The sequence below is a fragment of the Bradyrhizobium sp. GW821-FHT13H05 genome (assembly GCF_058804065.1).
This window is the reverse complement of sequence record NZ_JBXAPO010000014.1, coordinates 88,992-114,051: the sequence shown is the minus strand read 5'-3', so window position 1 is coordinate 114,051 and position 25,060 is coordinate 88,992. Positions and strand designations below refer to the sequence as shown.

The following is a 25,060-nucleotide window of genomic DNA, read 5'->3' as shown; positions in this document are numbered from 1 at the left end:
CGCGAGCGAAGCTCGTCGCGACCTGCAGGCGGGGGAGGGAGCGCGGCGTGGTCGTGGCCGCCCTCATCCTCCCGCCAAAATCGCCTTCCCCACATCCTCGTAATGCGTATCCCGCGCCTGGATCTGCTGCGCGATGGCGTGCATGTCGCGAAAACGCCGCTCGAACGGATTGCTGCGGAATACGGCCGTCGCGCCGGCCATGTGATAGGCGGCGTCCACCACCTTCGCCGATTGATGGATGGTCCAGGTCGCGGCGAGGCGAACCGCGCTGCGATGCGCGGCGCTGAATTCGCCTGTTACGCAGAGGTCGCGCCACATCGCATTTGCCGTCGCATAGAGATAGGCACGCGCGGCGCGAAGATCGCCCTCGGTGCGGCCGATCAGGCCCTGGACCGCCTGGTTGTCGCGCATGGTGCTGGCGGCCAGCGACTGATGCTTGCCGCGCGCCAGCGCGATTGCGGCATCCAGCGTGGCGCGCGCCACGCCGAGCGACACCGCGGCAAACCCCAAGCTGAATGTCGAGCCGGTGCCGATCCGGTAGAGCGGCCCCGTCTCGCGCAATGCAGACGGCACGTCACGAAACGCCGTGAAGCGCTCGGGGACGAAGAGGTCGCTCACCTCATACGAATCCGTGCCGGTGCCGGCGAGCCCGATCGCCTGCCACACGTCGTGCAGCACGGCGCTTGCGACCGGAAACAGGATGGTGCGCACCTCCGGCGATCCCTCGGCATTCTTGCGCGGCGTGCCATCTGCATTGAGGATGCGGACATGCGCGCCCAGCCAGCTCGCCTGCCGCGAGCCCGAGGCGAAATCCCAGCGCGCCGTGACGCGATAGCCGCCCTCGACCGCCCGCGCCTCGTGCGCGATCGCACCCCAGGCGAGGATGCCCGGCGCCGTGTTGAAGATCTCCTGCGCGGTGTCGTGGTCGAGCCAGGCTGCGATCATCGCGCAGACGCTGCATTGGCCGAGACACCAGGCGGTGGACGCGTCCGCCTTCGCGACCTCCTCCAGCATCTGCATGAAGTTATCAGGCGTAGCCTCGGTGCCGCCGAGGTTTTGCGGCAGCAGCGCACGATAAAGCCCGTTTCCGGTCAGCGCCGAGACGACCGCCGGCGTCAGCCGCCGCGTGCGCTCGATCTCGTCCGCCTCGCCCGCGATCAGCGGCGCGATGGCCCGGGCACGTTCGACGAGGCCAACTCCGGGAGTTGCGTTCATGCGCGTTTCCTCGCCCATTCTTGGTGTGAGCGGTGAGAGGCGCGATGGTGGTCTATTTGATGGGCGGGATCAAGGTGGAAGCCACCATCATTCCGGGCCACGGACTACAGCAACCGCTCCATGATGATCGTGCGTTCGTCGCCATGATAGCTGTCGCGCACGGCATTGAATCCGAGCCTTGCGTAGAAAGTCTCCGCCGTGACCGACGACGGCACCGTCAACGCAGCCTTGCTCCGCTCGCGCGCCGTCCGCTCGATCTCGGCCATCAGCAGCTTGCCGATTCCTTTTCCCTGAACATCGGGAGCCACGAAGACCGTACGGACCACGCTTCCGTCAAGGCTCGCCGTCCCAACGACGCGGCTGCCGAGCGTGGCAACGAAAACGGTGCGCTTCCGGATCAGCTCTCGCACGGCGTCCGGGCTGAAGCTGCGCTCGACCCTCTTGATGATCTCGTCCGTGTAGTCCTTCGCATTGGTCTCGCGCAGCGCGCGCAGGATGACTGCGCTGATGTCATCGGCGTCATTTTCGAGCGCGGGCCGGATCGTGCAGTCCATGGACCGTTCCACTGTTTAATGCTACCGCATGTAGCATGTTCGCAGGACACCGTCCAAGAGGCAGCAACGAGGTCAACGCGGAGAAGGCATCGGCGCCTACATGAACCGGCACAAGCTCGACGCCGTGCTGTTCGCCGGCGCTACGGGCGCTGCGATGGCTGCCTAGGCGGGATATCCTGGCGTCATTGTGCCTGGCGGCTTCATCTTGGGTGCCGGCGAGAAGGAGACGCCGGACGATCCGCTGGGCGTCACCTTCGCTGGGCCCGCCTGGAGCGAGCACAAGCTGCTGCGCCTGGCCTACGCCTACGAGCAGGCGTCGAACATGCGCAAGCCGCCACCCGGTTTGCCGGCGCTTTAGATTTCAAAATTCTTGTCGAGGCAAACGGCGGACGCTCATCCGTTCGGCAGCCACCATCCGAAGATCGCAACGACAAGGCACCCCGCCAGGCACACGGCCTGATGGCCCATTTCCATCCAGTACTGCACCGGTGCGGTGTCCCTCTGGAAAACCTGCCGCGACCAGTCCAGCAGCCAGATCACGAGATCGGGACTGAACGCCCTGATTTCCCGCTTGGAATAGCCATCCCGCAGCATGCGGCCGCAATCGACGCATAGATAGATCGCGACGATTCGAGCGACGATCTCGCAAAGGAAAAACTGCATCCGCAGACCCGTTCGTCCGTATCGCGCGTTCAAGGGCGGGATACGGCGGTTATTGCATTGGCGCGACCTGGTTTGGTGTCGCCGGGTTTGTGGCGGGTTCAATCCGAGCGGCGAGGCTCCTCCAGCCATTCGCTCCGCATCGTGATGGCGAGCCCCGGCGTCTTCGTTTACGATCCCGCTGAGCCATTTGCGGAGACGATGGAATGCTGACGATCGGCCTGATTGGAGGCATGAGCTGGGAGAGCACCGCGCTCTATTACAAGCTCATCAACGAGCGCGTCCGCGATCGCATGGGCCAGCTGCATTCGGCCCCGCTGCTGATGTACTCCTACGACTTTCAGGCGATCAAGGAGATGCAATATGCCGGCCGCTGGGACGAGGCGGCGGCGAGCCTAGCGGAGGTCGCGCGGCGTCTCGAAAGCGCCGGCGCGCGTGCGATCGTGCTGTGCACCAACACCATGCACAAGCTGGCGCCCGAGATCATGGCGAACGTCACCATTCCCTTCATTCACATCGGCGACGCAACGGCAGAGCGCATTCGCTCCAAAGGCTACCGGCGGGTCGGGCTGCTCGGCACCAAATTCACGATGGAGGAGGATTTCTACATCGATCGTCTCCGCGCGCATGACCTCGACGTCCTGGTTCCTCCCGCAGACGCGCGAGCCGATGTGAACCGTATCATCTACGACGAGCTGTGCCTCGGAAACGTCACGGCGCCCTCGCGTCGCCGCTATCAGGACGTGATGGCCGCGCTCGTCGCCGCCGGCGCGGAGTGCATCATCCTCGGCTGCACCGAGATCACGATGCTGGTCGGTGCGGGCGATACCTCGGTCGAGACATTCGACACGACCGAGATTCACGCAGAGACAGCGGCGGATTTTGCGATCGGGTGATGGTGAGGAGTTTGCGTCAGCTTATAGGATGGGTAGAGCGAAGCGAAACCCATCAAACTTCATCCTCCAAATCCACGATACGACGACGCCGAGTTCAGTTGCGATTTGCCGGGCTGGTCACGCACTATTGGCGCCACGCTGGATTGCTCGAGGAGGATCAGTTGATCCGCGACGCGTCGAAGCTCGACGGCATTCCCGGGGCCCTGATCCACGGCCGCTTCGACGTCTCTGGACCGTCGTCCACGGCCTGGCAATTGCACAAGCGATGGACGACCCGCGCGTTGCATATTCTCGATGACGCCGGACACGGCGGCAGCGATGAGTTCGTGCCACTGGTGATCAAAGCGCCGGACGAATTCGGGAAGCTGTAGCTGCGGACTTATCGTCCGGGTCCGTTTGTCGTCGGTGGCATAACGATGGTACCAGCGTTCGGGTGATGATCGTCGGCGAGCGCTCTCTGGCGGGCGCCATCACCCCGCATTCGGCCATCAAACAGGAACGGCGTTGTCCGATTCGTGCCGGCAATGGGCGGCGTGTTCGATTGTTCAGACTTGGTAACCTGCGCGTTGACTGCGGTGCTCACGAGTGCCAGCGCAAAAGCGATTGCCAGTCTCGACATGATGCGTCTTTCCCAGGTTTTGGTCACTATCGGCGAGGAAATGGGCGCCAAGATGTCTGCGAAAGAAGATGATCAGCATCCCCGGCAGATGCCGGAGATCTTGCGGTCGATGTAGGCATCCTCCGGATCAACGAAATCGTGGGATCCCATTCCCACCGACGCCAGGGCGGTCATGGCCAAGTTGCTGCGCCGTTGAGCCGCCCGCATTGAACCTGTCCGGCCTCCAGGAGCACCAAAGGCGCGTAGGTCCTGAATACCCCTCACGAAGGAACGCGCGATGAAGGCCCTGAAAGCATCGATCCGTGTTGCGGTCGCTGCGCTCGCGCTGAGCCTGTCGCTCGGCACGCCATCCCGTGCGGAACAGGATGAAGCGGGCACCCTCGCGCTGCAAATGAAAGAACTTTACCGCGCCGGGAAATACACGGAAGCGTTGCCATTGGCCCAGAAGTCGCTGGCCCTTCGCGAGAAGGAGTTCGGCCCGGATGCCGCTGATGTCGCGATGCCGCTGAATGATCTCGGCACGATCCACTACAATCTGGGCCAGTTCGCCGTTGCCGAGCCGCTGTACAAGCGCGCACTGGCCATCCGGGAGAAGACGCTCGGTCCGGACCATCCGGAAGTCGCAATGGTGCTGAACAATCTGGGCGATCTCTACCGCGCGGAAGAGCGCTACGCGGAAGCGGAGCCGCTGCTCAAGCGGTCGATCGCCGTCAGCGAGAAAACGCTCGGTCCCGATGATCCCTCGATCGTGCTGGCGTTGTGCAATCTCGGCGCCGTCTACAGCAATCTGGGCTGGTACGAGCAGGCCGAGCCGCTGTTCAAGCGGGGGCTGGCCGTCCTCGAAAGAGCGCACGGCCCCGACGATCCCGAAGCCACGGTGCTGATGAGCAACCTTGCCGATGCCTACATCCATCGGCATCGCTATGCCGATGCGGAGCGGCTGCTCAAGCGGTCGATGGCGGTGACCGAGAAGGCGTTCGGGCCCGACCATCCCGACGTCGCGCAGGCGCTGAACAATCTGGCCGCGCTCTACGCGCGTCAGGGGCGGAACGCCGAGGCCGAGCGGCTGTTCAAGCGATCGGTGGCCACCATGGAGAAGACGCTCGGTCCGAACCATCCGGATCTGGCCGATGTCCTGGAGAACCTCGCCGACCTCTACAAGGATGAAGGTCGCTTGGCCGATGCCCAGCAGGTCCTCAAGCGGGCGGCGGCCATTCGCGGGAAAACGCGGGCGACCTGAAGATGCCGGCCAGGCCGTCCGACACGCATGCTGCTGTCAGGGTTGTCGCGGATCATTTCGGGGGCTTGCCATGAGGCCGCCTGCGAGGCTGCTCGGACTCGCTGTCGCCCTGTCGTGGCTCGCATTGTCAGCGGCGCCGGTGGCCGGCGCTCCCGCGAAAGAGATCTGGAAGGGCGCCTGGAGATTCGAGGTCGACCGCCAGGATCGGCCATGGTTCGGCTTTTACGACACCAGCGGCAAGACCGTCTTTCGCATCGGCTGCGGGACGCATTTCGAGCTGGATGCGGTCTATCCGGGGGAAGCGCCGAAACAGGACCACACCGCGGCCGCGATCACGATCGCCAGCGGCAAGACGCAGATGGATTTCGCCGGCTTCACCTACGCCGCTCCCGACTCCTTCCCGCCTGATACCTCGATGTTCAACCAGCCGGATCTCGGCCATCCCGAGCTCGCCGAAGACAAATGGCGCGCGCTGGAAAACCGCGTCCTGGACCTGCTGGACTCCCGGCAGCCCCTGACGATCGCGGCCGAAGGCAAAAGCCACGTGTTGCCGCCGGTTAGGGCACCGCACTGGCGGACGCGCTTTCAGAAGATTTGCTGAGGGGAAGACGGCGAGAAGGTGCGCTCCGGAGAAGAGCTAGAGCATAATCCGGAACAGTGCGAACCGGTTTTCTGAAGAGATCATGCTCAGACAAAGACCTAAAGGACCACCAAGAGCGACGTGCTTGGTAAAATCATCCGATTGCTGCTTTGCCGTCCGCTAGCGTCAGCTCATAGGATGGGTAAAGCGAAGCGAAGCCCATCAACCTCATTTCAACAATCGGGTCGAACTAACAAAAATTGCCCATACTACGGCTGCCCGTCAGGGGGATGGGTTTCGCAAGGGCTCAACCCATCCCAAGAGCGATCCACAGAGCTTAGCTAGGCGGTGGATCTCCGCCAAGGGACACTTAAATCCGTGCAACCCTAATGTTGTTATTGTGGGCTTGCTTGGCCACGACGTCTGCACTGATCTGCAGCTCAGCGGCGAGATCGAAGACTGCAGACTGTGAGAGGCTGCCGCTTTTGGCGCGCGATTGAAGCAGAGCCTTCGGAGCCGTTAACTCGGCCGCAAAAGCTCTATTAGCTTGTTGATCGCGCGTGACAGCTGAGGTTATCAGGCGCCTTTCAGTTAGATCTTCTGCAGTCCAAGCGGAGAAGATTGCGCGAGCACCTGAGAAGCGCCGTTTCGTCTCCTTTTGCTGCAGTAAGCCGACGCGCATCACGTCGTTGTCACGCACTACAGCACCCGTAACAGCGGCTTCGTCCGAGGCCGTGCTTGAAGATGAACTCTGTCGTGCCGTATCGATCTTCAACATGTCGAAAATACGGGTGGCACCTCGCACGTCGGTGTCGCTAATTCCGAGCCTCTTTCTCAGTATGTGTGCTGCCTGAGTTCCGCGTCGATGTGCTGGCAAGGAGAGTATCTCCTTGGGCGGAGCAAGCGATTCGATCGGCGACAAAGTGGACGGCGGTGCATCGCGAACAATTTCAAGTGCCTGCTCGGCGACGCGGGCGACAGCCGGAAACTGTTCAGCCGAAGAAGCAAGACATAAGTCCATTAAAGACCGATCGCCTAGCACCGGTTGTAGGCGTTCAATGATCGCAGCGACGCTCTCCTCGATCTCATAGGGCGAAAGGCCAAGCGCTCCAGCAAACCTGCAAAACGGCGCTTCATCTGCGTCTGTCTCAGAGATCAAAGCCCATGTATCTTGCAGCCAAGTGCCGCTTACCCGACTTTCGTTCAACCGCGCCACGACGGCCTGAACGAACTCCTTCAGCTCTTCTTCCAAGTGTTCGCGCGCGCAGAATACCTGTGCTCGATTCAGGAAGCGGACATTCGCAAGATCTACGGTGCGCGAGGATGCTGTGATCTCGACCGATTTGCCGAGAGGTACGATACTCACTTTCGGGAGAGCGAATCCGTGCTGCGCTGTGAGAAAAGAATGGCGAGCAAGAAAGGCAATATCATCTCCTTCCTCTTCGTTCTTCCTTGGCTCCCAGAGCAAAGCCCACCAGTTCTCGGCGATCCATTCTGCGAGATAATAAGCGGGGATTTGGATCGCTTTAGATGCAAGACCCTTGCGGTCGACAAACTCCGTCACAGCCCGATCCGCGACTTCGATCAGGAGACTGCTCAGGGTCGCGTCCGCTTCGTTTCGGCCCTCTTGGGGTATCCATTCAGCCGAAATTGAGAACTCGGTCATCCCTTAAGTCCTGCTGGAAGGCCATTAACATCAATGGGATAAGCATGGTAGGTGCCGGCCGTTCCAGCGCTTGTACAGGCCTCGTACCAAACGTCCCCTTCTTTATGCCACACATGCCGAGGAAAGCCATCGATCCATTGCTTGGAGACCCTCCCGGCCTTGGTGGCCTCCCGCATAGCATCTCCGGCTTCCTGAAGAGTAAAATCACGCGGACAGGGGGTAGCCGGCTTGACCCGCCTAGCGAGTTTCCCATTGATCTTGCAGTGGTAGTTGCTGGGAGCATAGATGGCGGCTTGCGCCGCAGCATCCAACTCCTGCTTTGGCACGTCTTTTCGCAGCATCCGCTGCTTTTGCGGGAATTTGATTTCTCGTGACTTTGGCCGCTTCATCGACCCCTCTCCTTTGGGCCAACTTAGCGAGCTACAAGCTAACCCGTCAATTTAGGCGGGTGTCGGCGAGCAATCTGTCCATATGGGGCAAGGCAACCACTGCGATCCTGCCATCATGCCCCTGTTTTGCCCGACGGGTCAACCCAATTTCTGAAAATCAAAAAAATGCAATGCCGCCAAGGGGGCGGCTACTGTGCATGGGGTTGTTTTCGCATTTTTTGTTTGCCGGCATCCAGATGCCCCGGCCGAACCCCATTCCGTCAGGTCGGAATGGCCTCAGCTATCCACCTTCAGCGCGGCTATGAAAGCTTCCTGCGGGATGTCGACCTTGCCGAACTGCCGCATCTTCTTCTTGCCTTCCTTCTGCTTCTCCAGAAGCTTGCGCTTGCGCGTGATGTCGCCGCCGTAGCATTTTGCGGTGACGTCCTTGCGCAGCGCGCGCACCGTCTCGCGCGCGATCACCTTGCCGCCGATCGCCGCCTGGATCGGGATCTGGAACATGTGCGGCGGGATCAAATCCTTCATCTTCTCGACCATGGCGCGGCCGCGGCCTTCGGCGCGGGTGCGATGCACCAGCATCGAGAGCGCATCGACCGGTTCGTTGTTGACCAGGATCTGCATCTTGACGAGATCGGCCGGCTTGTAGTCGGTCAGATGATAGTCGAACGAGGCGTAGCCCTTGGAGACCGACTTGAGGCGATCGTAGAAATCGAACACGACCTCGTTGAGCGGCAGATCGTATTTCACCATCGCGCGGGAGCCGACATAGGTCAGCTCCTTCTGCGAGCCGCGGCGGTCCTGGCACAGCTTCAGCACGCTGCCGAGATATTCGTCGGGGGTGAGGATCGTCGCCTCGATCCAGGGCTCCTGGATCTCCGCGATCTTGACCACGTCGGGCATGTCGATGGGATTGTGGATCTCGATCTCGGAGCCGTCGTTGAGCTTCATCTTGTAGATGACGCTCGGCGCGGTCGCGATCAAATTGAGATCGAACTCGCGCGACAGCCGCTCCTGGATGATCTCCAGATGCAGCAGGCCGAGGAAGCCGCAGCGGAAGCCGAAGCCGAGGGCGGCGGAGGTCTCCATCTCGAAGGAGAAGCTGGCGTCGTTGAGGCGCAGCTTGCCCATCGCGGCGCGGAGCGTCTCGAAGTCGTCGGCATCGACCGGGAACAGGCCGCAGAACACCACGGGGATCGCCGGCTTGAAGCCCGGCAGCATCTCGGTGACAGGCTTCCTGTCGTCGGTGATGGTGTCGCCGACGCGGGTGTCGGCGACTTCCTTGATCGCGGCGGTGATGAAGCCGATCTCGCCGGGGCCGAGCTCGTCGACCTGAGTCATCTTCGGCGTGAAGAAGCCGACGCGCTCGATGTCGTAGGCCGCACCCGTGCCCATCATGCGGACGCGGCTGCCCTTCTTCATGACGCCGTCGACGACGCGGATCAGCACGACGACGCCGAGATAGACGTCGTACCAGCTGTCGACCAGCAGCGCCTTCAGGGTCGCGTCGCGATCGCCCTTCGGTGGCGGCAGGCGGGTGACGATCGCTTCGAGCACATCGGGAATGCCAAGGCCGGTCTTGGCCGAGATCATCACCGCGTCGGAGGCGTCGATGCCGATGACGTCCTCGATCTGCTGCTTGACCTTCTCGGGCTCGGCGGCGGGAAGATCGACCTTGTTCAGGACCGGGACGATCTCGTGATTGTTGTCGAGCGCCTGGTAGACGTTGGCGAGCGTCTGCGCCTCGACGCCCTGGCTGGCGTCGACCACCAGCAGGGAACCTTCGCAGGCCGCCAGCGACCGCGAGACCTCGTAGGCGAAGTCGACATGGCCGGGCGTGTCCATCAGGTTGAAGATGTAATCCTTGCCATCCTTGGCGTGGTAGGCGAGCCGGACCGTCTGCGCCTTGATGGTGATACCGCGCTCGCGCTCGATATCCATGGAATCGAGCACCTGCTCCTTGCCCGCCATTTCGCGGTCGGAGAGGCCGCCGGTCATCTGGATCAGCCGGTCGGCCAGCGTCGATTTGCCATGGTCGATATGGGCGACGATGGAGAAATTGCGGATGTTGGAAATGGGGACGGTCGTCATGGGCGCGGGATACCACTCACATCCCCGTGCGGCAACCATAATGCTGTATTTTCAGGGGCTTTCTTCACGCCAAGCTGATTCCAAGCGGGGCCAAAACGCGCTACGCAACGGCCCATGTCCAGGCCCGTGTCCACCACCTCGATCCCCTCCGCCCGACCGCGCGTAAAATCACGGGTGAGCTTTGGCCGCTTCCGGGCCTGGCTGGTTGCCTGCGCGATCCGGCCCGAAGCGCGCCTGTGGCTGGTGATCCAGCTCGCCATCCTGCATGCGGTGATCTGGACCTTCATCCTGATCAATCTCAAGGCAGCGCAGGACGTTCACATGGACGTCGCAGAAGCCTATGGCTGGGGCCAGAAATTCCTGTGGGGCTACGGCAAGCACCCGCCGCTGTCAGGCTGGGTCGCCGGCATCTGGTTCAAGATGTTCCCGGCGACAGACTGGGCGACCTATGCGCTGGCGATGGCGACCGTCGGCGTCGGCATGGTGATCTGCTGGCTGCTGGCCTTGCGCGTCGTGGACGCACGGCGTGCGTTCCTGGTCGTGGTGATGATCGCGCTCTACCCGATCTTCAATTTCAAGGGCTTCAAGTACAACCCCGACCTGCTCCAGCTCGTCACTTTGCCGCTGCTGGTGCTCGCTTATCTCAACGCCTTCGAGAAGCGGAGCTGGCAATCCGGCATCTGGTTCGGGCTCGCCGGCGCGCTGGCGCTGATGACCAAATATTGGGTGCTGACCATGATCGGCGCCATCGGCCTTGCCGCGCTGATCCATCCCGAGCGCGTCAGATTTCTGCTGTCACCGGCGCCGTGGGTGGCGATCGCGACGATGGTGGTGGCGATGATTCCGCACATCGTCTGGCTTGCGGGCGTGCATTTCGTGCCGCTGACCTATGCCGGCGACACCTACAGCCTCGAGGATTCCGGCCTCGTGCATCAGCTCGTGGCCGGCTATGCCCTGCATAATCTCGCGCTGCTGGCGTTGCCCGTGGCGCTCGCCGCGCTCGCCATGGCGCTGGTGCCGCCGTGGTTTGAGCTGCTGCTGCGCGCGCCCTTGCGCATCGTCACGCGCGCCTGGGCGCGCGGCGCCAATTCCGGCGTGAATTTCTCGCAGGCGCTGAACGTCTGGATCGTCCAGACCATCGTCGCGGTCGGCCCGCCGCTCGGCGCGCTGGTCTTCAGCATCTACATGAAGACCGATTGGGGCATCTCGCTGTTCTTCCTCGTGCCCTTGGCGCTGGTCGCGATCCCCGCGCTCCGGGTGCAGAGCGCGGTGCTGTTCAACATCGCCGCGATCTGGCTTGTGCTCAGCGTGGCGACGCTTGCCGCCTCGCCCTGGATCGCCGCGCGCGAGATGGCCGCCAATGCCGGCAACACGGCGACCTATGGTGCGCGCTCGGAGCTGGCGCGCGAATTGACGCAAGCCTGGCACGCGCGCTTTGCCTCGCGCTGGGCGGTCGTCGCCGGCACCATGGAATCCATTCAGCCGATGGTGTTCTACAGCCCGGATCATCCGGCCGCGCTGATGCCGATCGAGGCCTGGGATTCCGGCCTGACCTCGCGCGAGGACGCCAGGACATACGGCTTCATCGGCGTGTTCGATCCGACCGACGGCCGCCTGCCTGCGTTCGAGAAATGGGTGTCGGAGACCGCGCCGAATGCCGAGCGCATCGTGATGACGACGCGCCGCTTCACCCACGGCAAGGCCGGCCCGTCGATGAGCTGGAACATCTACATCGCGCCGCCGGCGAAGTAGCGGGACCTAAACCCCTTCCTCGTTGAACTTGCTCTCAACGAGCTCCGTGATCGCCGCGAGCGCGGCATCCGCTTCAGCACCAGCGGCCGCGACGGTGATCGTCGTGCCCGGCCCAGCGGCCAGCATCATCAGCCCCATGATCGAAGTGCCGCCGACGGTCTCGCCGCCGCGCGTCACCCACACTTGCGCGTTGAAGCGCTCGACCGCCTGGACGAATTTTGCCGAGGCGCGTGCGTGCAGGCCGCGCTTGTTGATGATCAGGAGCTCTTTGGAGATCGCGCCCGCGGGCACGCCAGACCCGGCTTGCGGCGCGTCGTCGCTCATTTGCCGGCGAGCACGCGGCTGGCAATGGTGACGTATTTGCGGCCGGCTTCCTGCGCCATCGCGATCGCGTCGGGCAGTGGACGCTCTTCACGAACCTTGGCGAGCTTCACCAGCATGGGCAGGTTGATGCCTGCGAGCACTTCGACCTTCGGCCGGCTCATGCAGGATATTGCGAGGTTCGACGGCGTGCCGCCGAACATGTCGGTGAGGATCGCAACCCCATCGCCGGAATCGACGCGGTTAACCGCCTCGATGATGTCGCTTCGACAGAGATCGGAATCATCTTCGGCGCCGATCGTGATCGCTTCGATTTGCTTTTGTGGGCCCATGACATGCTCAAGCGCTGCCTTGAACTCGTCGGCAAGGCGCCCGTGGGTCACAAGTACTAGACCAATCATCGGAAAAACTCCTCGCGGGCGCTTTTGGTGCACCGCACGAACGCGCCACTTTGACCATCCAGAGCCCCCGCGCAAGAGGGGATGTTGCGTATCTCCCTGACCTTAGACGGATGGATAAGGGGAGCTGCGCCGGTCTATTCGGTCGCGATAGTGCGGCTCATATGGTTACCATTTCCCTTCAAACAATCGCCTGAAGGGTTAACGGAAGATGAACTCTTGGTAGTGGTCAAGGCCGCAACAACCAGTGGGAGGGGCGAATAATCGCCTCCGACCGGGATTCGCGGTATTTCGACACCTAAAATGCTGGTTTTCAGGGATTCGGCCGGCGGCAGCCGTTCCGCGTCCGCCGCGTCCAGGTCGACCACGAGACCGACGGTCGCATGCTCCACGAAGTCGCAGCGGCGGATTCCGAGGCCCCGGATTTCGATCAGGCCGGCCAGCACGGGCGCGGGGCGGACCTCAATTTCATCGCCGAGTGTCGCCAGATGGACACGGTCATCGCCGACCAGAACGGCCCTTTCGACCACGCCTGCGCGCCCCGCCATGATCAAATCGAAGGCAAGGCGCGACTTGCCGGACCCCGAGGGCCCGCGGATCAGCACGGCCAGAGTCCCGACCTTGACCGCGGAGGCGTGGACGCTTGCGCCGCCCTCGTTCAAGCCGCCCTCGCTCATAGCGCCGGCAGCCTCACCACGAAGCGCGCGCCTGATACCGTCGGGACGCCCTCGTCATCAGGCGGGCCGACACGGTTCTCCGCCCAGATGCGTCCGCCATGGGCATCGACGATCTGCTTGGAGATCGAAAGCCCCAGCCCCGAGTTCTGGCCAAAGCCCTGATGCGGACGGTCGGTGTAGAAGCGCTCGAAGATGCGATCCAGCGCGTCGTCGCGAATGCCGGGGCCGTCGTCGTCAACCACGATCTCGATTTCTCCGCGCACGCGGCGGCAGACGAGGCGCACCTTGCTGCCGGCTTCCGAGAAGGATTGCGCGTTGGAGAGCAGGTTGGAGACCACCTGCCCCAGCCGTGAATCGTGGCCGGTCACGGCGAAATTGTCGTTCGCCCCGCGTCCCTCGAAGCGCGCCTCGACCGCGACGTCGTGGCCGAGCTTGGTTTCGTTCGCGACCGAGACCAGCGTGCCGAGCAGGCGGCGCAGATCGACCGGAATGGCGTCCTGCCGCTGCAGCTCGGCATCGAGCCGGCTGGCGTCGGAGATGTCGGAGATCAGGCGGTCGAGCCGCTTGACGTCGTGCTCGATGACCTCGAGCAGGCGCGCGCGGCTGTTCTCGTTGCGCGCCAGTGGCAAGGTCTCGACCGCGGAGCGCAGCGAGGTCAGCGGGTTCTTCAGCTCGTGGGCGACGTCGGCGGCGAACATCTCGATCGCCTCGATGCGGCTGTAGAGCGCGTTGGTCATGTCGCGCAACGCGCCGGACAGATGCCCGATCTCGTCGCGGCGGCGGGTGAAGTCGGGGATCTCGACACGGGTCTTGATGCGGCGGCGGACCCGCTCGGCGCTGTCGGCGAGTCGGCGCACGGGACCCGCAATCGTGCTGGCAAGCAGCAGCGACAGCATGATCATGACCGCGGCGGCAACACCGCCGACTTTCAGAATGGCGAGGCGCTCAGCCGTGACCATCTGGTCGATTTCGTCGCCTTGCGTCGACAGCATCAGCGCGCCGTGGATGGCGCGCGAGCGCAGCACGGGGACCGCGACCGAGACGATCACCTCGCCGCGTGAATTGACCCGCACCATCGAGCGCTTCTGTCCCTGGAGCGCATCGCCAACTTCCGCATAGCCATTGCCGTTCTCGCGCCCGAGCTCGCGATAGAGCGGCAGGTCGCCGCGGTTCAGCCAGGTGCGTACCGCCACCATGCCGCGCTCGGCGAAGCCGGGTTGTAGCGACGGCGGCGGCAGCGGGAAGCTCAGGACGTTGTCGAGGTCACGGCTGTCGAGCAGCAACGTGCCGTTGGGATCGAAGATCCGCGCGCGGGTCTTGGTCGGCGAGATCAGCGTGCGCAGCACCGGTGCCACGCGCTCCGGATTGATCGGGAAATCGAGCGAATCGTCGGTCCCGCCATAGCTGTCGCCGGTCTTGAGGTCGAGCAGGCGGTCAGGGTCGATAGTGATGGCGTTGGTCTGCACGGTCGCCGACGCCGCGATCGCGCCGGCGATGATCTCGGCCTGCACCAGCAGGCTTTGCGCGCGCGCGTCGATCAGGCCGGCGCGGAACTGCGACAAATACAGGATGCTCGCAACCAGCGCGACGAGGCCGGCGAGATTGAGCGAGACGATGCGGCGGGTCAGGCTCGAGAAGGACAGCGCGAAGAAGAACTGCCCGGCGCGCTTCAGCCAATTCAGCGGCCGCCAGCCCTGCGCAGCAGGCTTGTCCTCACGATCCGATGCGCCGTGGGAGGCATGGTCCTCGGCGTTCGAATTCGAATCAGGCTGCGTTCGGTCAAGCAATGCTTACGCCCGCGTTAGGACAGCTCGTGCGACGGCCCCCGCATCCTAGAGCATGATCCGGAAAAGTGTGCAGCGGTTTTCCGAAAAGGTCATGCTCAAACAATAACCTGAAGAGCAATCCCGGTCCCGATGGAATCAGAACCGGCGCAGCACTCTGCTTTTGTGAAGGCGTCTGTTGTCTCAGGCTTCCTTGAAGCGGTAGCCGACGCCGTAGAGCGTCTCGATCATCTCGAACTCGTTGTCGACCACCTTGAACTTCTTGCGCAGCCGCTTGATGTGGCTGTCGATGGTGCGGTCGTCGACATAGACCTGGTCGTCATAGGCGGCGTCCATCAGCGCGTTGCGGCTCTTCACCACGCCGGGCCGGGTCGCCAGCGCCTGGAGGATCAGGAATTCGGTGACGGTCAGCGTCACCGGTTCGTTCTTCCAGGTGCAGGTATGGCGTTCCGGATCCATGCGCAGAAGGCCGCGGTCGAGCGCCTTGGCGTCGTTCTCCTTCGGCGCGACGGTCGGGTCTTTCGGCGCCGAACGGCGCAGCACGGCCTTGACGCGTTCGACCAGCAGGCGCTGCGAGAACGGTTTGCGTATGAAATCGTCGGCGCCCATCTTGAGGCCGAACAGCTCGTCGATCTCTTCGTCCTTGGAGGTCAGGAAGATCACCGGCAGGTCGGATTTCTGGCGGAGCCTGCGCAGCGTCTCCATGCCGTCCATGCGCGGCATCTTGATGTCGAGGATGGCGAGATCGGGTTGGGTGGTGCGGAATCCGTCAAGCGCGGAGGCGCCGTCCGTGTAGGTCATGATGCGGTAGCCTTCGGCCTCCAGCGCGATCGAGACGGATGTGAGAATGTTGCGGTCGTCGTCGACCAAAGCGATTGTGGGCATGAGCCTCTGCTTTCTGCTTTCCGTTTGGGTCGTGGCTTAAAACGGCGAGCAATCCAGTGATGCGCCGCATACATGGGTGCCGAATTTGGCGTTCGAACCTTGTCACCGAGCAATGCAAGCTGGGCTGAAGTGTGACCAAGTTCCACGAAACACGGCAGATTCGCCGCATGTCGACCCATAACCGGGCCCCCGTTTACCCGAAAAAAGGCCCACCTTGCAACCACCTGAGCCGAGAAAGCCCATGCAACCGACCCCCGATTTCGACCCCGGAAAGCTCGCCAAGTCGCTGCTCAGGCGGTCACGGCAGGGCGCTCTCGCAACGTTGATGCCGGGCTCCGGCGATCCCTATTGTTCCCTGGTCAATCTGGCGAGCCACCCCGACGGCTCACCGATCCTGCTGATTTCGGGATTGGCCGTGCACACCAAAAACATCCTCGCAGACGGCAGGGTCTCGCTGATGCTGGACGAGCGCGCCGCCGGCGATCCCCTGGAAGGCGCCCGGATCATGCTGTCCGGCCGGGCGGAACAGGCAGGTGACGAGAAGGATCAGCTCCAGCGGCGGTATCTGAGTGCCCATCCGTCAGCGGAAGCCTTTGTTTCATTTAAGGACTTTTCGTTCTTCCGGATCCGCCCCTCGGCAACCCATCTGGTCGCCGGCTTCGGCCGCATCGTCGATCTCAAGCCGGAGCAGTTTCTCACGGACCTGTCCGGGGCGGACGATCTGCTGGCCGCGGAGGAGGGGGCCGTGGAGCACATGAACGCCGACCACCGCGACGCCATGGGGCTCTACGCAACCAGGCTGCTCGGCGCGGCCGCAGGCGACTGGCGCTGCACCGGCTGCGATCCGGAAGGCCTCGACATGCAGGACGGCCAGACCGCGCTGCGGCTGGAGTTTCCGGAGCGGGTGACCAACGGCACGGCGCTGCGCAAGATGCTGGTCCGCCTCGTGGGCGAAGCGCGCGCGAAGACGGACCCGCCGCACCAGGATTGAACGCCGCTGCCAATCGCTGCGACCCAACACCGTGACCGGTTCGGGATTGGCAGCGCGAGGGTTCATGACGCATCGTCGTTTGGCATTGGCCGCGGGTCTGGCGCTCGCGATCACCACGTCGCTTGCCACGCCCGGTCTTGCCCAGAAGGGTGATCTCGCCGGGCAGGGCGCGCGGATCAATGCGCTCAACCAGGCCGGCAAATATGCCGAAGCGCTGCCGTTGGCGCAGGCCATGGTGGCGAGCCTGGAGAAGGGCAATGACGGCCGCGAGCTCTCCGCCGCGCTCAACAATCTCGGCCAGGTCTATGCCGGCCAGGGCCGCGACGATCTCGCCGAGCCGATCTACACGCGCGCCATCGCGCTGATGGAAAAGTCGCTCGGGCTCGACACCGCCTTGATCGCACCCGAGCTGAGCAATCTCGCCGCACTGTATCAGCGGCAAGGCCGCTTTACCGAGGCCGAGCCGCTGTTCAAGCGCGCGCTGGCCATTCGCGAAAAGGCGCTGTCGCGCGAGCATCCCGACGTCGGCCAGGCCCTCAACAATCTCGCCACGCTCTACGTGAAGCAGGAGCATTTTGCCGAGGCCGAGCCGCTGTTCCAGCGGGCTCTCGCGATCTATCAGAAGGCCGCAGGTCCCGAGCATCCCGCGGTCGCCACGGTCCTGAACAACATTGGGCAGGTCGATCGCGACCTCAACCGCGACGCGGATGCCGAGGCGCCGATCAAGCGCTCGCTCGCGATCCGCGAAAAGGTGCTGGGGCCGGATCATCCCGATGTCGCGCGTTCGCTGAACAATCTTGCCGGGCTCTACGAGCACCAGCAGCGCTATGCCGATGCCGAGCCGCTCTATCGCCGGGCCCTGGCGATCCGCGAGCGTGCGCTCGGGCCGGATCATCCTGACGTCGTGACCTCGACCAGTAATCTGGCCTATTTCCTCTATGTTTCCGGGCGCACCGCCGACGCGCTGCCGCTGGTGGAACGGACGCTTCGCACCGATCGCGCGCAGCTGCGCGTGGTGCTGCCGATCCTGTTTTCCGCGCGGCAGCAGCATCTCCTGCCGGATGACAAGGCGATTGACGAGGCGCTGGCCGCGATCCAGCGCGGCACGCAATCTTCCGCTGCGTCTGCCGTGAACAAGCTCGCGGTGCGGCTTGCCGCCGGCAGCGACAGGCTCGCCGAGCTGGTGCGCAAGGACCAGGATCTCGCAGCCGAGACTGACGCGCTCGACAAGGCGATCATCACGGCGGTCTCCAAGCAGGCCGCGCAACGCGACGTCGCGGCCGAGCAGCGCAGCCGCGCGCGGATCGCGGCGATCGGAAACGAGCGCGCCGGCCTGCAAAAGACGCTCGCCGTCGAATTTCCCGACTATGCCTCACTCTCCAATCCGCTGCCGCTGGCGGTGAAGGACATCCAGCCGCTGCTGTCGGCCGATGAGGCGATGACGGTCTATTCGGTCGTCGACAAGCAGAGCTATGTCATCGCGATCACGCGCGACGGCACCGACTGGAAGGAAGTCCCGCTCGGCGCGAATGCGCTGACGCAGAAAGTGACCGCGTTCCGCAAAGGGCTCGACGTCGGCAAGGCGCGCGATGCCTCCGGCAAATCGGGCCTGTTCGATCTCGCGATCGCCAATGAGCTCTATGTCGCGCTGCTCGGCCCGGTCGAGACGCTGACGAAAGACAAACGCAGCCTGCTCGTGGTGCCGTCGGCGGCGCTGACTGCATTGCCGTTTCATCTGCTCGTCACGGAGACGCCGCAGGCCGCAATTCCGGACAAGCTCGAAGGTTATCGCAACGCCGCCTGGCTGTTGCGGCGTCAGGCGGTCTCGGTGCTGCCGTCGGTGATCAGCCTGAAATCGCTGCGGGCCTTTGCGCGCAGGGATCAAGGCGTCAAGCCAATGACCGGCTTTGGCGATCCCGTGTTCAACCCGGCAGCCGAAGGGCCCGCCGATCGTCGCGCAGCAGGCGGCAAGGTCGCAGCACGCAGCATCGCGACATCTGCGTATACCGACTTCTGGCGCGGCGCCGGCGTCGATCGCGCGCAGCTTGCGAAAGCGCTGCCGCAACTGCCTGACACCGCGGACGAACTGAACGCGGTGGCCAGGGATGTTGGCGCAGGCGAGATCGATATCCATCTCGGCCGCGATGCCAGCGAAACGACGCTCAAGCATGCAGCGCTTGCTCAATACAGCATCATCTACTTTGCCACCCACGGCCTCGTCGCGGGCGACGTCAAGGGACTGGGCGAGCCCTCGCTCGCGCTCTCGATTCCCGATCAGCCCTCCGAACTCGACGACGGCTTGTTGACCGCAAGCGAAGTCGCCCAGCTCAAGCTCAATGCGGATTGGGTTGTGCTCTCGGCCTGCAACACCATCGCCGGTGACAAGCCTGGTGCGGAGGCGCTGTCGGGCCTGGCGCGCTCGTTCTTCTATGCCGGGGCCCGTGCGCTGCTGGTTTCGCATTGGGCAGTGGATTCGGAAGCCGCTACCCGCTTGACCACGTCGACTTTCGCTCTGCTCAAGAACGAACCAAAAATCGGCCGCGCCGAAGCATTGCGCCGCGCCATGTTAACCTACGTTGACGATACCTCGTCGCCGCGTAACGCCTATCCTGCGATGTGGGGGCCGTTCGCACTGATCGGCGAGGGTGAGGTACGATAGACCGCATCAGCAGGTTTGTGCGTCGCAACAACCCCCGATAACGTCGAAACGCGCATTTGGTTGCGCGATCATTTGTGATTTTTTGGTGCACCTGCTCAGAGCTGACATGCGCGACGTTTGGCGCGGTCCTTGAATAAACCAAATCCTGCGGGATCGGCTTGGCAACGTCAGCGTTCACCGATATTAGGTCGTCCAACCGAGGCCGGACGGCCTGTAATTCACGGTGACCGCGATGGCGCCAAGGTCAGGTCGCGCTATGTATCGCGGGTTCTAGGAGGATTTTTCGTGAAAGAGACGGGCGTGCGCAACGGTGCCTTCGGTGCCGACAAATTCGGCTTAAAGAATCTCAAGCAGGTTCACTGGAACCTGGGTGCGCCGCAACTCTATCAATACTCGCTCGCCGCGGGCGAGGCGGTGCTGTCCGCCGACGGTGCGCTCTGCGCCGACACCGGTGAGTTCACCGGCCGCAGCCCCAAGGACAAGTTCACGGTGCGTGACGCCACCACCGACAAGAAGATGTGGTGGGCCGGCAACCAGTCGATCACCGCCGAGCAGTTCGAGACGCTCTATCAGGACTTCCTCAAGCACGCCGAAGGCAAGAGCCTGTTCGCGCAGGACCTCTATGGCGGCGCCGATCCGGCCTACCGGATCAAGACCCGCGTCTTCACCGAGCTCGCCTGGCATTCGCTGTTCATCCGCACGCTTCTGATCCGCCCCGAGGCGATCGAGCTGTCGACCTTCGCGCCCGAGCTCACCATCATCGACATGCCGAGCTTCCGCGCCGATCCGAAGCGCCATGGCTGCAAGTCGGAGAACGTCGTCGCGATCGACTTCGCCCGCAAGATCGTGCTGATCGGCGGCTCCTACTATGCCGGCGAGATGAAGAAGTCGGTCTTCACCACGCTGAACTATTATCTGCCCGAGCGCGGCGTGATGCCGATGCACTGCTCGGCCAATGTCGGCGCCAAGGGCGATACGGCGATCTTCTTCGGGCTCTCAGGCACCGGCAAGACCACGCTGTCGGCCGATCCGAACCGCACCCTGATCGGCGACGACGAGCATGGCTGGGGCCCGAACGGCGTCTTCAATTTCGAAGGCGGCTGCTATGCCAAGTGCATCAAGCTGTCGCAGGAAGCCGAGCCCGAGATCTACGCGGCCTCGACCCGCTTCGGCGCGGTGCTCGAGAACTGCGTGCTCGACGAGGACACCCGCGTCGTCGATTTCGACGACGGCTCCAAGACCGAGAACACGCGCTCTGCGTATCCGCTGGACTTCATCCCGAACGCCTCGCGCACCGGCCGCGCGCCGCAGCCGAAGAACGTGGTGATGCTCGCCGCCGACGCCTTCGGTGTGCTGCCGCCGATCGCAAAGCTGTCGCCGGCGCAGGCGATGTATCACTTCCTGTCCGGCTACACCGCCAAGGTCGCCGGCACCGAGCGCGGTCTTGGCAACGAGCCGCAGCCGGAATTCTCGACCTGCTTCGGCTCGCCCTTCCTGCCGCTCGATCCATCCGTCTACGGCAACATGCTGCGCGACCTGATTGCCCAGCACAATGTCGATTGCTGGCTGGTCAACACCGGGTGGACCGGCGGCAAGTACGGTGTCGGCTCGCGCATGCCGATCAAGGTGACGCGCGCGCTGCTCACCGCCGCCCTCGACGGCTCGCTTCGCAACGTCGAATTCCGCACCGACAAGTACTTTGGCTTCGCGGTCCCGACCGCGCTGCCGGGCGTGCCGGCCGAGATCCTCAACCCGGTCAACACCTGGAAGGACAAAGACGAGTTCGACAAGACCGCGCGTGCGCTGGTCGGCATGTTCCAGAAGAACTTTGCCAAGTTCGAAGCCCAGGTCGACGCCGAGGTGCGCGCGGCTGCGCCTGATGTGAAGCTCGCGGCGGAGTAATTTCGCAGCGGTTGAAATACGAAAGGGCGGCCGTGAGGCCGCCCTTTTTGTTTCTTCCTTCTCCCCTTGTGGGAGAAGGTGGCGCGAAGCGCCGGATGAGGGGTTCTCTCCGCGCGTTCAACTGCGAGAGGAGCGCTCGCGGAGAGAACCCCTCACCCGTCTCGTCGCTTCGCGACGAGCCACCCTCTCCCACAAGGGGAGAGGGGAAGGCGCCTACGCCTTGAAATACGCAATCTGCGTGGTCGTCGCGAGCAGCCTGCCGTTCGGCGACCACAGTTCGGCGTTCTGGTCGGCGTAGCTCTTGCGCATGATCTTTGAATCGGCCGTCGCGAGCACGCGCGTGATGTCCTCGGCTGCGAGTTCCTCGCTATCCGTGTGAAAATACGTCGTCAGCGACACCGTGCCGAACGGCACCAGCTCGCGGCGCGCGTGGAAGATGCGGCCGAAGAAGGCGTCCGACATCGACATCAGCGACAGCATGTCGAGCTTGCGCGGGGTGCGGTCGCCGATCCAGATTTTCGAATAGGTGCTGGCAAGCTCGGCCTGCGGCGGGCCGATCCGCATCTCGCCCTCGACGAAGCGGAATTCATACCGGTTGGCCCAGGACGCCGAGATTTTTGGAAACGGCAGCGTCTGTTCGAACGGCTTGGCATCAGGATATTGCGCCACCCTGTGCTCCCAGGACGGCCGGCGCTCGGCGAATACGGCGGTGGCGAGCGTTGCGACCTCGCCGCCGCCCTGCGACAGTTCGACGCTCCAGTGCTGGCTGGAGCGATTGGCCTTCACCAGCCGGATGTCGAGATCAAACGGTCCCTTCGCGATCGGCGCGCAGTAATTGACGGTCAGTGCCAGCGGTTCGCCGGCGCGTTGCGGGTGCTCGATCAGTGCGCGCAAGATCGTCGCGGCCGTGATGCCGCCGAACGGGCCGACAAAGGCCCAGTAATCGTCGCTGGTGTGCCCCTGCCAGCTGGAATCACCGGCGGTGATGCGGGTGGCGTCGTCGAACGGGTGCGGAAGCTTGGCGTGCATGGGTGGTCCTCGATGCCGACCCCATCGTCATTGCGAGCGCAGCGAAGCAATCCAGAGTCTTTCCACGGAGACAGTCTGGATTGCTTCGCTGCGCTCGCAATGACGGTGTTGAGGCGACAGCGTCCGTATCGCCGTCACCGTCTTGGGGATGATGAAGATCATATCATCATCCGCCTCGCGAGATGCAATAACCTCGCAGGTAACGCGGATTTCGCGCCGCGGAAAAATCAGCCCGCGGCGTCGCGCAGGTTCGGCAGCAGCGGCGTGGTCGGGTTGACCGGCACGTTCCAGATCTCCTCGGCGTATTCGCGGATGGTGCGGTCGGAGGAGAACCACGCCATGCGGGCGACGTTGAGGATCGAGGCGCGGGTCCAGGCCGGTGCCACCTGCCAGCGGGCATCGACGCTGCGCTGCGCCTCGTAGTAGGAATCGAAATCCGCGCTGACCATGTAATGGTCGAGATAGCGCAGCGCGTGCGCGATGGATTCGAAACGGCCGGGATCGCCGGGCGAGAACTCGCCGGCGCCGATCGCGTTGATGGCGCGCTGAAGCTTTGGCGAATTGCGGATCACGTCGGAGGCGTCCAGCCCCTGCTTGCGCCGGATCATGACGTCGCCGGCTTCCATGCCGAAGATCGCGATGTTCTCGGCGCCGACATGGTCGCGGATCTCGATATTGGCACCGTCGAGCGTGCCGATGGTGAGGGCGCCGTTGAGTGACAGCTTCATGTTACCGGTGCCGGAGGCTTCCATGCCGGCGGTCGAGATCTGCTCGGACAAATCAGCCGCGGGAATGATCACCTCCGCAAGACTGACATTGTAGTCGGGCAGGAACACGACCTTGAGCTTGCCGCCGATCGCGGGATCGTTGTTGACGACCTCCGCGACGTCGTTGATCAGCTTGATGATCAGTTTGGCGTAGCGATAGCTCGCCGCCGCCTTGCCGGCGAAGATCTTCACCCGCGGCACCCAATTGCCGTTGGGATCGTCCTTGATCGACTGGTACAGCGCGACCGTCTCGATGACGTTGAGCAGCTGGCGCTTGTATTCGTGGATGCGCTTGATCTGCACGTCGAACAGCGCACCGGGATCGACCTTGATGCCGAGCCGCTCGCCGATCAGCCGCGCCAGCGCGGTCTTGTTGTGGTGCTTGACGGCGCGGAATTTCTTCTGGAATTCGACGTCGCTGGCGCGCGCCTCGATCAGCGAGAGCTGGGTGGGATCGTCGAGCACGGCATCGCCGCAGGTCTCGCGCAACAGGTCGGTGAGCTTCGGGTTCGCCAGCATCAGCCAGCGGCGGAAGGTGATGCCGTTGGTCTTGTTGGTGATGCGGCCGGGATAGAGATGGTTGAGATCGTGGAACACGGTCTCACGCATCAGGTCCGAATGCATCGCCGAGACGCCGTTGATGCGGTGTGAGCCGACGAAGGCGAGCTGGCCCATGCGCACGCGCCGGCCGCTCCTCTCGTCGATCAGCGAGACCGAGGCGCGGAAGTCGATGTCACCGGGGGCGCGCGCTTCGGCGAGCGCGAGATGCTGCACGTTGATGCGGTAGATGATCTCGAGATGCCGCGGCAGCAGCCGTTCGAACAGCTCGACCGGCCAGGTCTCCAGCGCCTCGGGCAGCAGCGTGTGATTGGTGTAGGAGAGGGTGGCGACCGTGATCTTCCAGGCCTCGTCCCAGCGGAAGTTATGCAGGTCGATCAGAATCCGCATCAGCTCGGTGACGGCGAGGCTCGGATGGGTGTCGTTGAGCTGCACCGCGACCTTCGACGACAGGCTGCGCAGCTGGCCGTCGGAGGACAGATGCCGCTTGATGAGATCCTGCAGCGAGGCCGAGACGAAGAAATATTCCTGGCGCAGGCGCAGCTCGCGGCCTGCCGGGCTTTCGTCGTTCGGATAGAGGAATTTGCAGATCGCCTCCGCGCGCGACTGCTCGGCGCTGGCGCTGACATAGTCGCCCTTGTTGAAGGCGTCGAGCTTCAGCGGATCGGGCGAGCGCGCCGACCACAGCCGCAGCGCATTGACGTGCTGGCCGCGCCAGCCGACGATCGGCGTGTCATAGGCGAGCGCCTGCACGGTCTCGGACGGATGCCAGATCGCGCGGTCGCGGCCCTTGTCGTCGACATGCTCGACGCCGCCGCCGAAATTGATGTCATAGATCACCTCGGGCCGCTGCAATTCCCAGGGATTGCCGAAGCCGAGCCATTCGTCCGGATATTCCTGCTGCCAGCCCTGATTGATGATCTGGCGGAACAGGCCGAAATCGTAGCGGATGCCGTAGCCGATTGCCGGGATCGATAGCGTCGCCATGCTTTCCATGAAGCAGGCGGCGAGCCGCCCCAGGCCGCCATTGCCGAGCGCCGCATCCGGTTCGCATTTGCGTAATTCGGGAAGCGAAACCCCGAGATCGCCGAGCGCGACCTCGAAGATCTTCAGCAGCCCCATATTGTTCAGCGCGTCGGTGAAGAGACGGCCGATCAGGAATTCGAGCGAGAGATAATAGACGCGCTTGCGCCCCGCATCGTAGCTGTGCTTCTCGGCGGTGAGCCAGCGATGCACGATGCGGTCGCGCAGCGCCAGCGCCGCGGCCTGGTACCAGTCGTGCTTGGTCGCCATGCCTGCGTCCTTGCCGATGGCAAGGCGCAGCTTCGCCAGGATCGCGCCCTTGATCTCAGCCAGCGCGAGCTCGTCGATGGGCTGATTGGAGGCGGGCAAATTTGGCTGGAACGATTGATCTTGCAAGGCCGTCACTT

The 25,060-nt window shown here is 63.5% G+C and carries 24 protein-coding genes; 10 read left to right on the top strand and 14 right to left on the bottom strand.

Annotated features, from left to right (window positions below):
• Positions 1–63: 63 nt before the first annotated feature.
• Together AC1RR3_RS30720 and AC1RR3_RS30715 are read right to left on the bottom strand one after the other, a co-directional pair.
• Complete coding sequence (locus AC1RR3_RS30720) at positions 64–1,215, bottom strand: acyl-CoA dehydrogenase family protein (protein WP_492827708.1); 1,152 nt, start codon at positions 1,213–1,215, stop codon at positions 64–66.
• Positions 1,216–1,319: 104 nt separating this feature from the next.
• The gene (locus tag AC1RR3_RS30715) at positions 1,320–1,769 is read right to left on the bottom strand and encodes a GNAT family N-acetyltransferase (RefSeq protein ID WP_492827706.1); all 450 of its coding nucleotides are present in this window, start codon (positions 1,767–1,769) and stop codon (positions 1,320–1,322) included.
• A 205-nt stretch (positions 1,770–1,974) separates the two neighbouring features.
• On the opposite strand from AC1RR3_RS30715, the gene AC1RR3_RS30710 reads away from it, so the two are divergent.
• Entirely contained in the window at positions 1,975–2,127 is a 153-nt protein-coding gene (locus tag AC1RR3_RS30710; protein WP_492827704.1) for a hypothetical protein, read from the top strand.
• A 35-nt stretch (positions 2,128–2,162) separates the two neighbouring features.
• On the opposite strand, the gene AC1RR3_RS30705 is transcribed toward AC1RR3_RS30710, so the two are convergent.
• Complete coding sequence (locus AC1RR3_RS30705) at positions 2,163–2,432, bottom strand: hypothetical protein (RefSeq protein ID WP_492827702.1); 270 nt, start codon at positions 2,430–2,432, stop codon at positions 2,163–2,165.
• A gap of 203 nt (positions 2,433–2,635) precedes the next feature.
• Between AC1RR3_RS30705 and AC1RR3_RS30700 the strand changes: the two genes are divergently transcribed.
• The 5 genes from AC1RR3_RS30700 (at position 2,636) to AC1RR3_RS30680 (ending at position 5,785) form a co-directional block, all read left to right on the top strand.
• Complete coding sequence (locus AC1RR3_RS30700; protein ID WP_492827700.1) at positions 2,636–3,325, top strand: aspartate/glutamate racemase family protein; 690 nt, start codon at positions 2,636–2,638, stop codon at positions 3,323–3,325.
• 161 nt (positions 3,326–3,486) lie between these two features.
• Positions 3,487–3,696, top strand: coding sequence for a hypothetical protein (locus AC1RR3_RS30695; RefSeq protein ID WP_492827698.1), 210 nt, complete (start codon positions 3,487–3,489; stop codon positions 3,694–3,696).
• A 153-nt stretch (positions 3,697–3,849) separates the two neighbouring features.
• Complete coding sequence (locus AC1RR3_RS30690) at positions 3,850–4,059, top strand: hypothetical protein (protein WP_492827696.1); 210 nt, start codon at positions 3,850–3,852, stop codon at positions 4,057–4,059.
• 162 nt (positions 4,060–4,221) lie between these two features.
• Positions 4,222–5,184, top strand: coding sequence for a tetratricopeptide repeat protein (locus AC1RR3_RS30685; RefSeq protein WP_492827695.1), 963 nt, complete (start codon positions 4,222–4,224; stop codon positions 5,182–5,184).
• 70 nt (positions 5,185–5,254) lie between these two features.
• Positions 5,255–5,785 (top strand): hypothetical protein, encoded by a 531-nt coding sequence (locus tag AC1RR3_RS30680; protein ID WP_492827693.1) that lies wholly within the window; start codon positions 5,255–5,257, stop codon positions 5,783–5,785.
• A 349-nt stretch (positions 5,786–6,134) separates the two neighbouring features.
• On the opposite strand, the gene AC1RR3_RS30675 is transcribed toward AC1RR3_RS30680, so the two are convergent.
• From AC1RR3_RS30675 to lepA, 3 genes are all read right to left on the bottom strand, one after another.
• Positions 6,135–7,430, bottom strand: a complete 1,296-nt coding sequence (locus AC1RR3_RS30675; protein ID WP_492827691.1) for a hypothetical protein — start codon at positions 7,428–7,430, stop codon at positions 6,135–6,137.
• Positions 7,427–7,819 (bottom strand): hypothetical protein, encoded by a 393-nt coding sequence (locus AC1RR3_RS30670; RefSeq protein WP_492827689.1) that lies wholly within the window; start codon positions 7,817–7,819, stop codon positions 7,427–7,429. Before AC1RR3_RS30670 ends, AC1RR3_RS30675 begins: the two co-directional genes overlap by 4 nt.
• A 276-nt stretch (positions 7,820–8,095) precedes the next feature.
• The gene (lepA, locus tag AC1RR3_RS30665) at positions 8,096–9,907 is read right to left on the bottom strand and encodes a translation elongation factor 4 (RefSeq protein WP_492827687.1); all 1,812 of its coding nucleotides are present in this window, start codon (positions 9,905–9,907) and stop codon (positions 8,096–8,098) included.
• Positions 9,908–10,033: 126 nt separating this feature from the next.
• Here lepA and AC1RR3_RS30660 point away from each other — a divergent pair, with 126 nt between their 5' ends.
• Complete coding sequence (locus AC1RR3_RS30660; RefSeq protein WP_492827853.1) at positions 10,034–11,659, top strand: glycosyltransferase family 39 protein; 1,626 nt, start codon at positions 10,034–10,036, stop codon at positions 11,657–11,659.
• A 6-nt stretch (positions 11,660–11,665) separates the two neighbouring features.
• Here AC1RR3_RS30660 and AC1RR3_RS30655 read toward each other — a convergent pair whose 3' ends face one another.
• The 5 genes from AC1RR3_RS30655 to AC1RR3_RS30635 form a co-directional block, all read right to left on the bottom strand.
• Positions 11,666–11,983, bottom strand: coding sequence for an HPr family phosphocarrier protein (locus AC1RR3_RS30655; RefSeq protein WP_492827685.1), 318 nt, complete (start codon positions 11,981–11,983; stop codon positions 11,666–11,668).
• Positions 11,980–12,381 carry a PTS sugar transporter subunit IIA gene (locus tag AC1RR3_RS30650; RefSeq protein ID WP_007597752.1) on the bottom strand — a complete coding sequence of 134 codons (402 nt, stop codon included), beginning with the start codon at positions 12,379–12,381 and terminating at the stop codon, positions 11,980–11,982. The genes AC1RR3_RS30655 and AC1RR3_RS30650 overlap by 4 nt, the downstream gene beginning before the upstream one ends.
• A gap of 134 nt (positions 12,382–12,515) precedes the next feature.
• On the bottom strand, positions 12,516–13,040 hold the full coding sequence (locus AC1RR3_RS30645; protein ID WP_492827683.1) for an HPr kinase/phosphorylase: 525 nt from the start codon (positions 13,038–13,040) through the stop codon (positions 12,516–12,518).
• An 11-nt stretch (positions 13,041–13,051) separates the two neighbouring features.
• Positions 13,052–14,842, bottom strand: a complete 1,791-nt coding sequence (locus AC1RR3_RS30640; protein ID WP_492827681.1) for a stimulus-sensing domain-containing protein — start codon at positions 14,840–14,842, stop codon at positions 13,052–13,054.
• Between the two features lie 180 nt (positions 14,843–15,022).
• Positions 15,023–15,724, bottom strand: coding sequence for a response regulator transcription factor (locus AC1RR3_RS30635; RefSeq protein ID WP_008542552.1), 702 nt, complete (start codon positions 15,722–15,724; stop codon positions 15,023–15,025).
• Positions 15,725–15,965: 241 nt separating this feature from the next.
• Between AC1RR3_RS30635 and AC1RR3_RS30630 the strand changes: the two genes are divergently transcribed.
• The 3 genes from AC1RR3_RS30630 to AC1RR3_RS30620 all read left to right on the top strand — a co-directional run bounded on the left by AC1RR3_RS30630 (position 15,966) and on the right by AC1RR3_RS30620 (position 21,276).
• The gene (locus AC1RR3_RS30630) at positions 15,966–16,715 is read left to right on the top strand and encodes a HugZ family pyridoxamine 5'-phosphate oxidase (protein ID WP_492827678.1); all 750 of its coding nucleotides are present in this window, start codon (positions 15,966–15,968) and stop codon (positions 16,713–16,715) included.
• 64 nt (positions 16,716–16,779) lie between these two features.
• Positions 16,780–19,374 (top strand): CHAT domain-containing tetratricopeptide repeat protein, encoded by a 2,595-nt coding sequence (locus AC1RR3_RS30625; protein WP_492827676.1) that lies wholly within the window; start codon positions 16,780–16,782, stop codon positions 19,372–19,374.
• 285 nt (positions 19,375–19,659) lie between these two features.
• Positions 19,660–21,276 (top strand): phosphoenolpyruvate carboxykinase, encoded by a 1,617-nt coding sequence (locus AC1RR3_RS30620; protein ID WP_492827674.1) that lies wholly within the window; start codon positions 19,660–19,662, stop codon positions 21,274–21,276.
• 213 nt (positions 21,277–21,489) lie between these two features.
• On the opposite strand, the gene AC1RR3_RS30615 is transcribed toward AC1RR3_RS30620, so the two are convergent.
• The 3 genes from AC1RR3_RS30615 to AC1RR3_RS30605 form a co-directional block, all read right to left on the bottom strand.
• Positions 21,490–22,305, bottom strand: a complete 816-nt coding sequence (locus AC1RR3_RS30615) for an acyl-CoA thioesterase (RefSeq protein WP_492827673.1) — start codon at positions 22,303–22,305, stop codon at positions 21,490–21,492.
• Between the two features lie 27 nt (positions 22,306–22,332).
• Positions 22,333–22,467, bottom strand: coding sequence for a hypothetical protein (locus AC1RR3_RS30610; RefSeq protein ID WP_492827671.1), 135 nt, complete (start codon positions 22,465–22,467; stop codon positions 22,333–22,335).
• Between the two features lie 65 nt (positions 22,468–22,532).
• The gene (locus AC1RR3_RS30605; RefSeq protein ID WP_492827669.1) at positions 22,533–25,049 is read right to left on the bottom strand and encodes a glycogen/starch/alpha-glucan phosphorylase; all 2,517 of its coding nucleotides are present in this window, start codon (positions 25,047–25,049) and stop codon (positions 22,533–22,535) included.
• Positions 25,050–25,060: the final 11 nt, after the last annotated feature.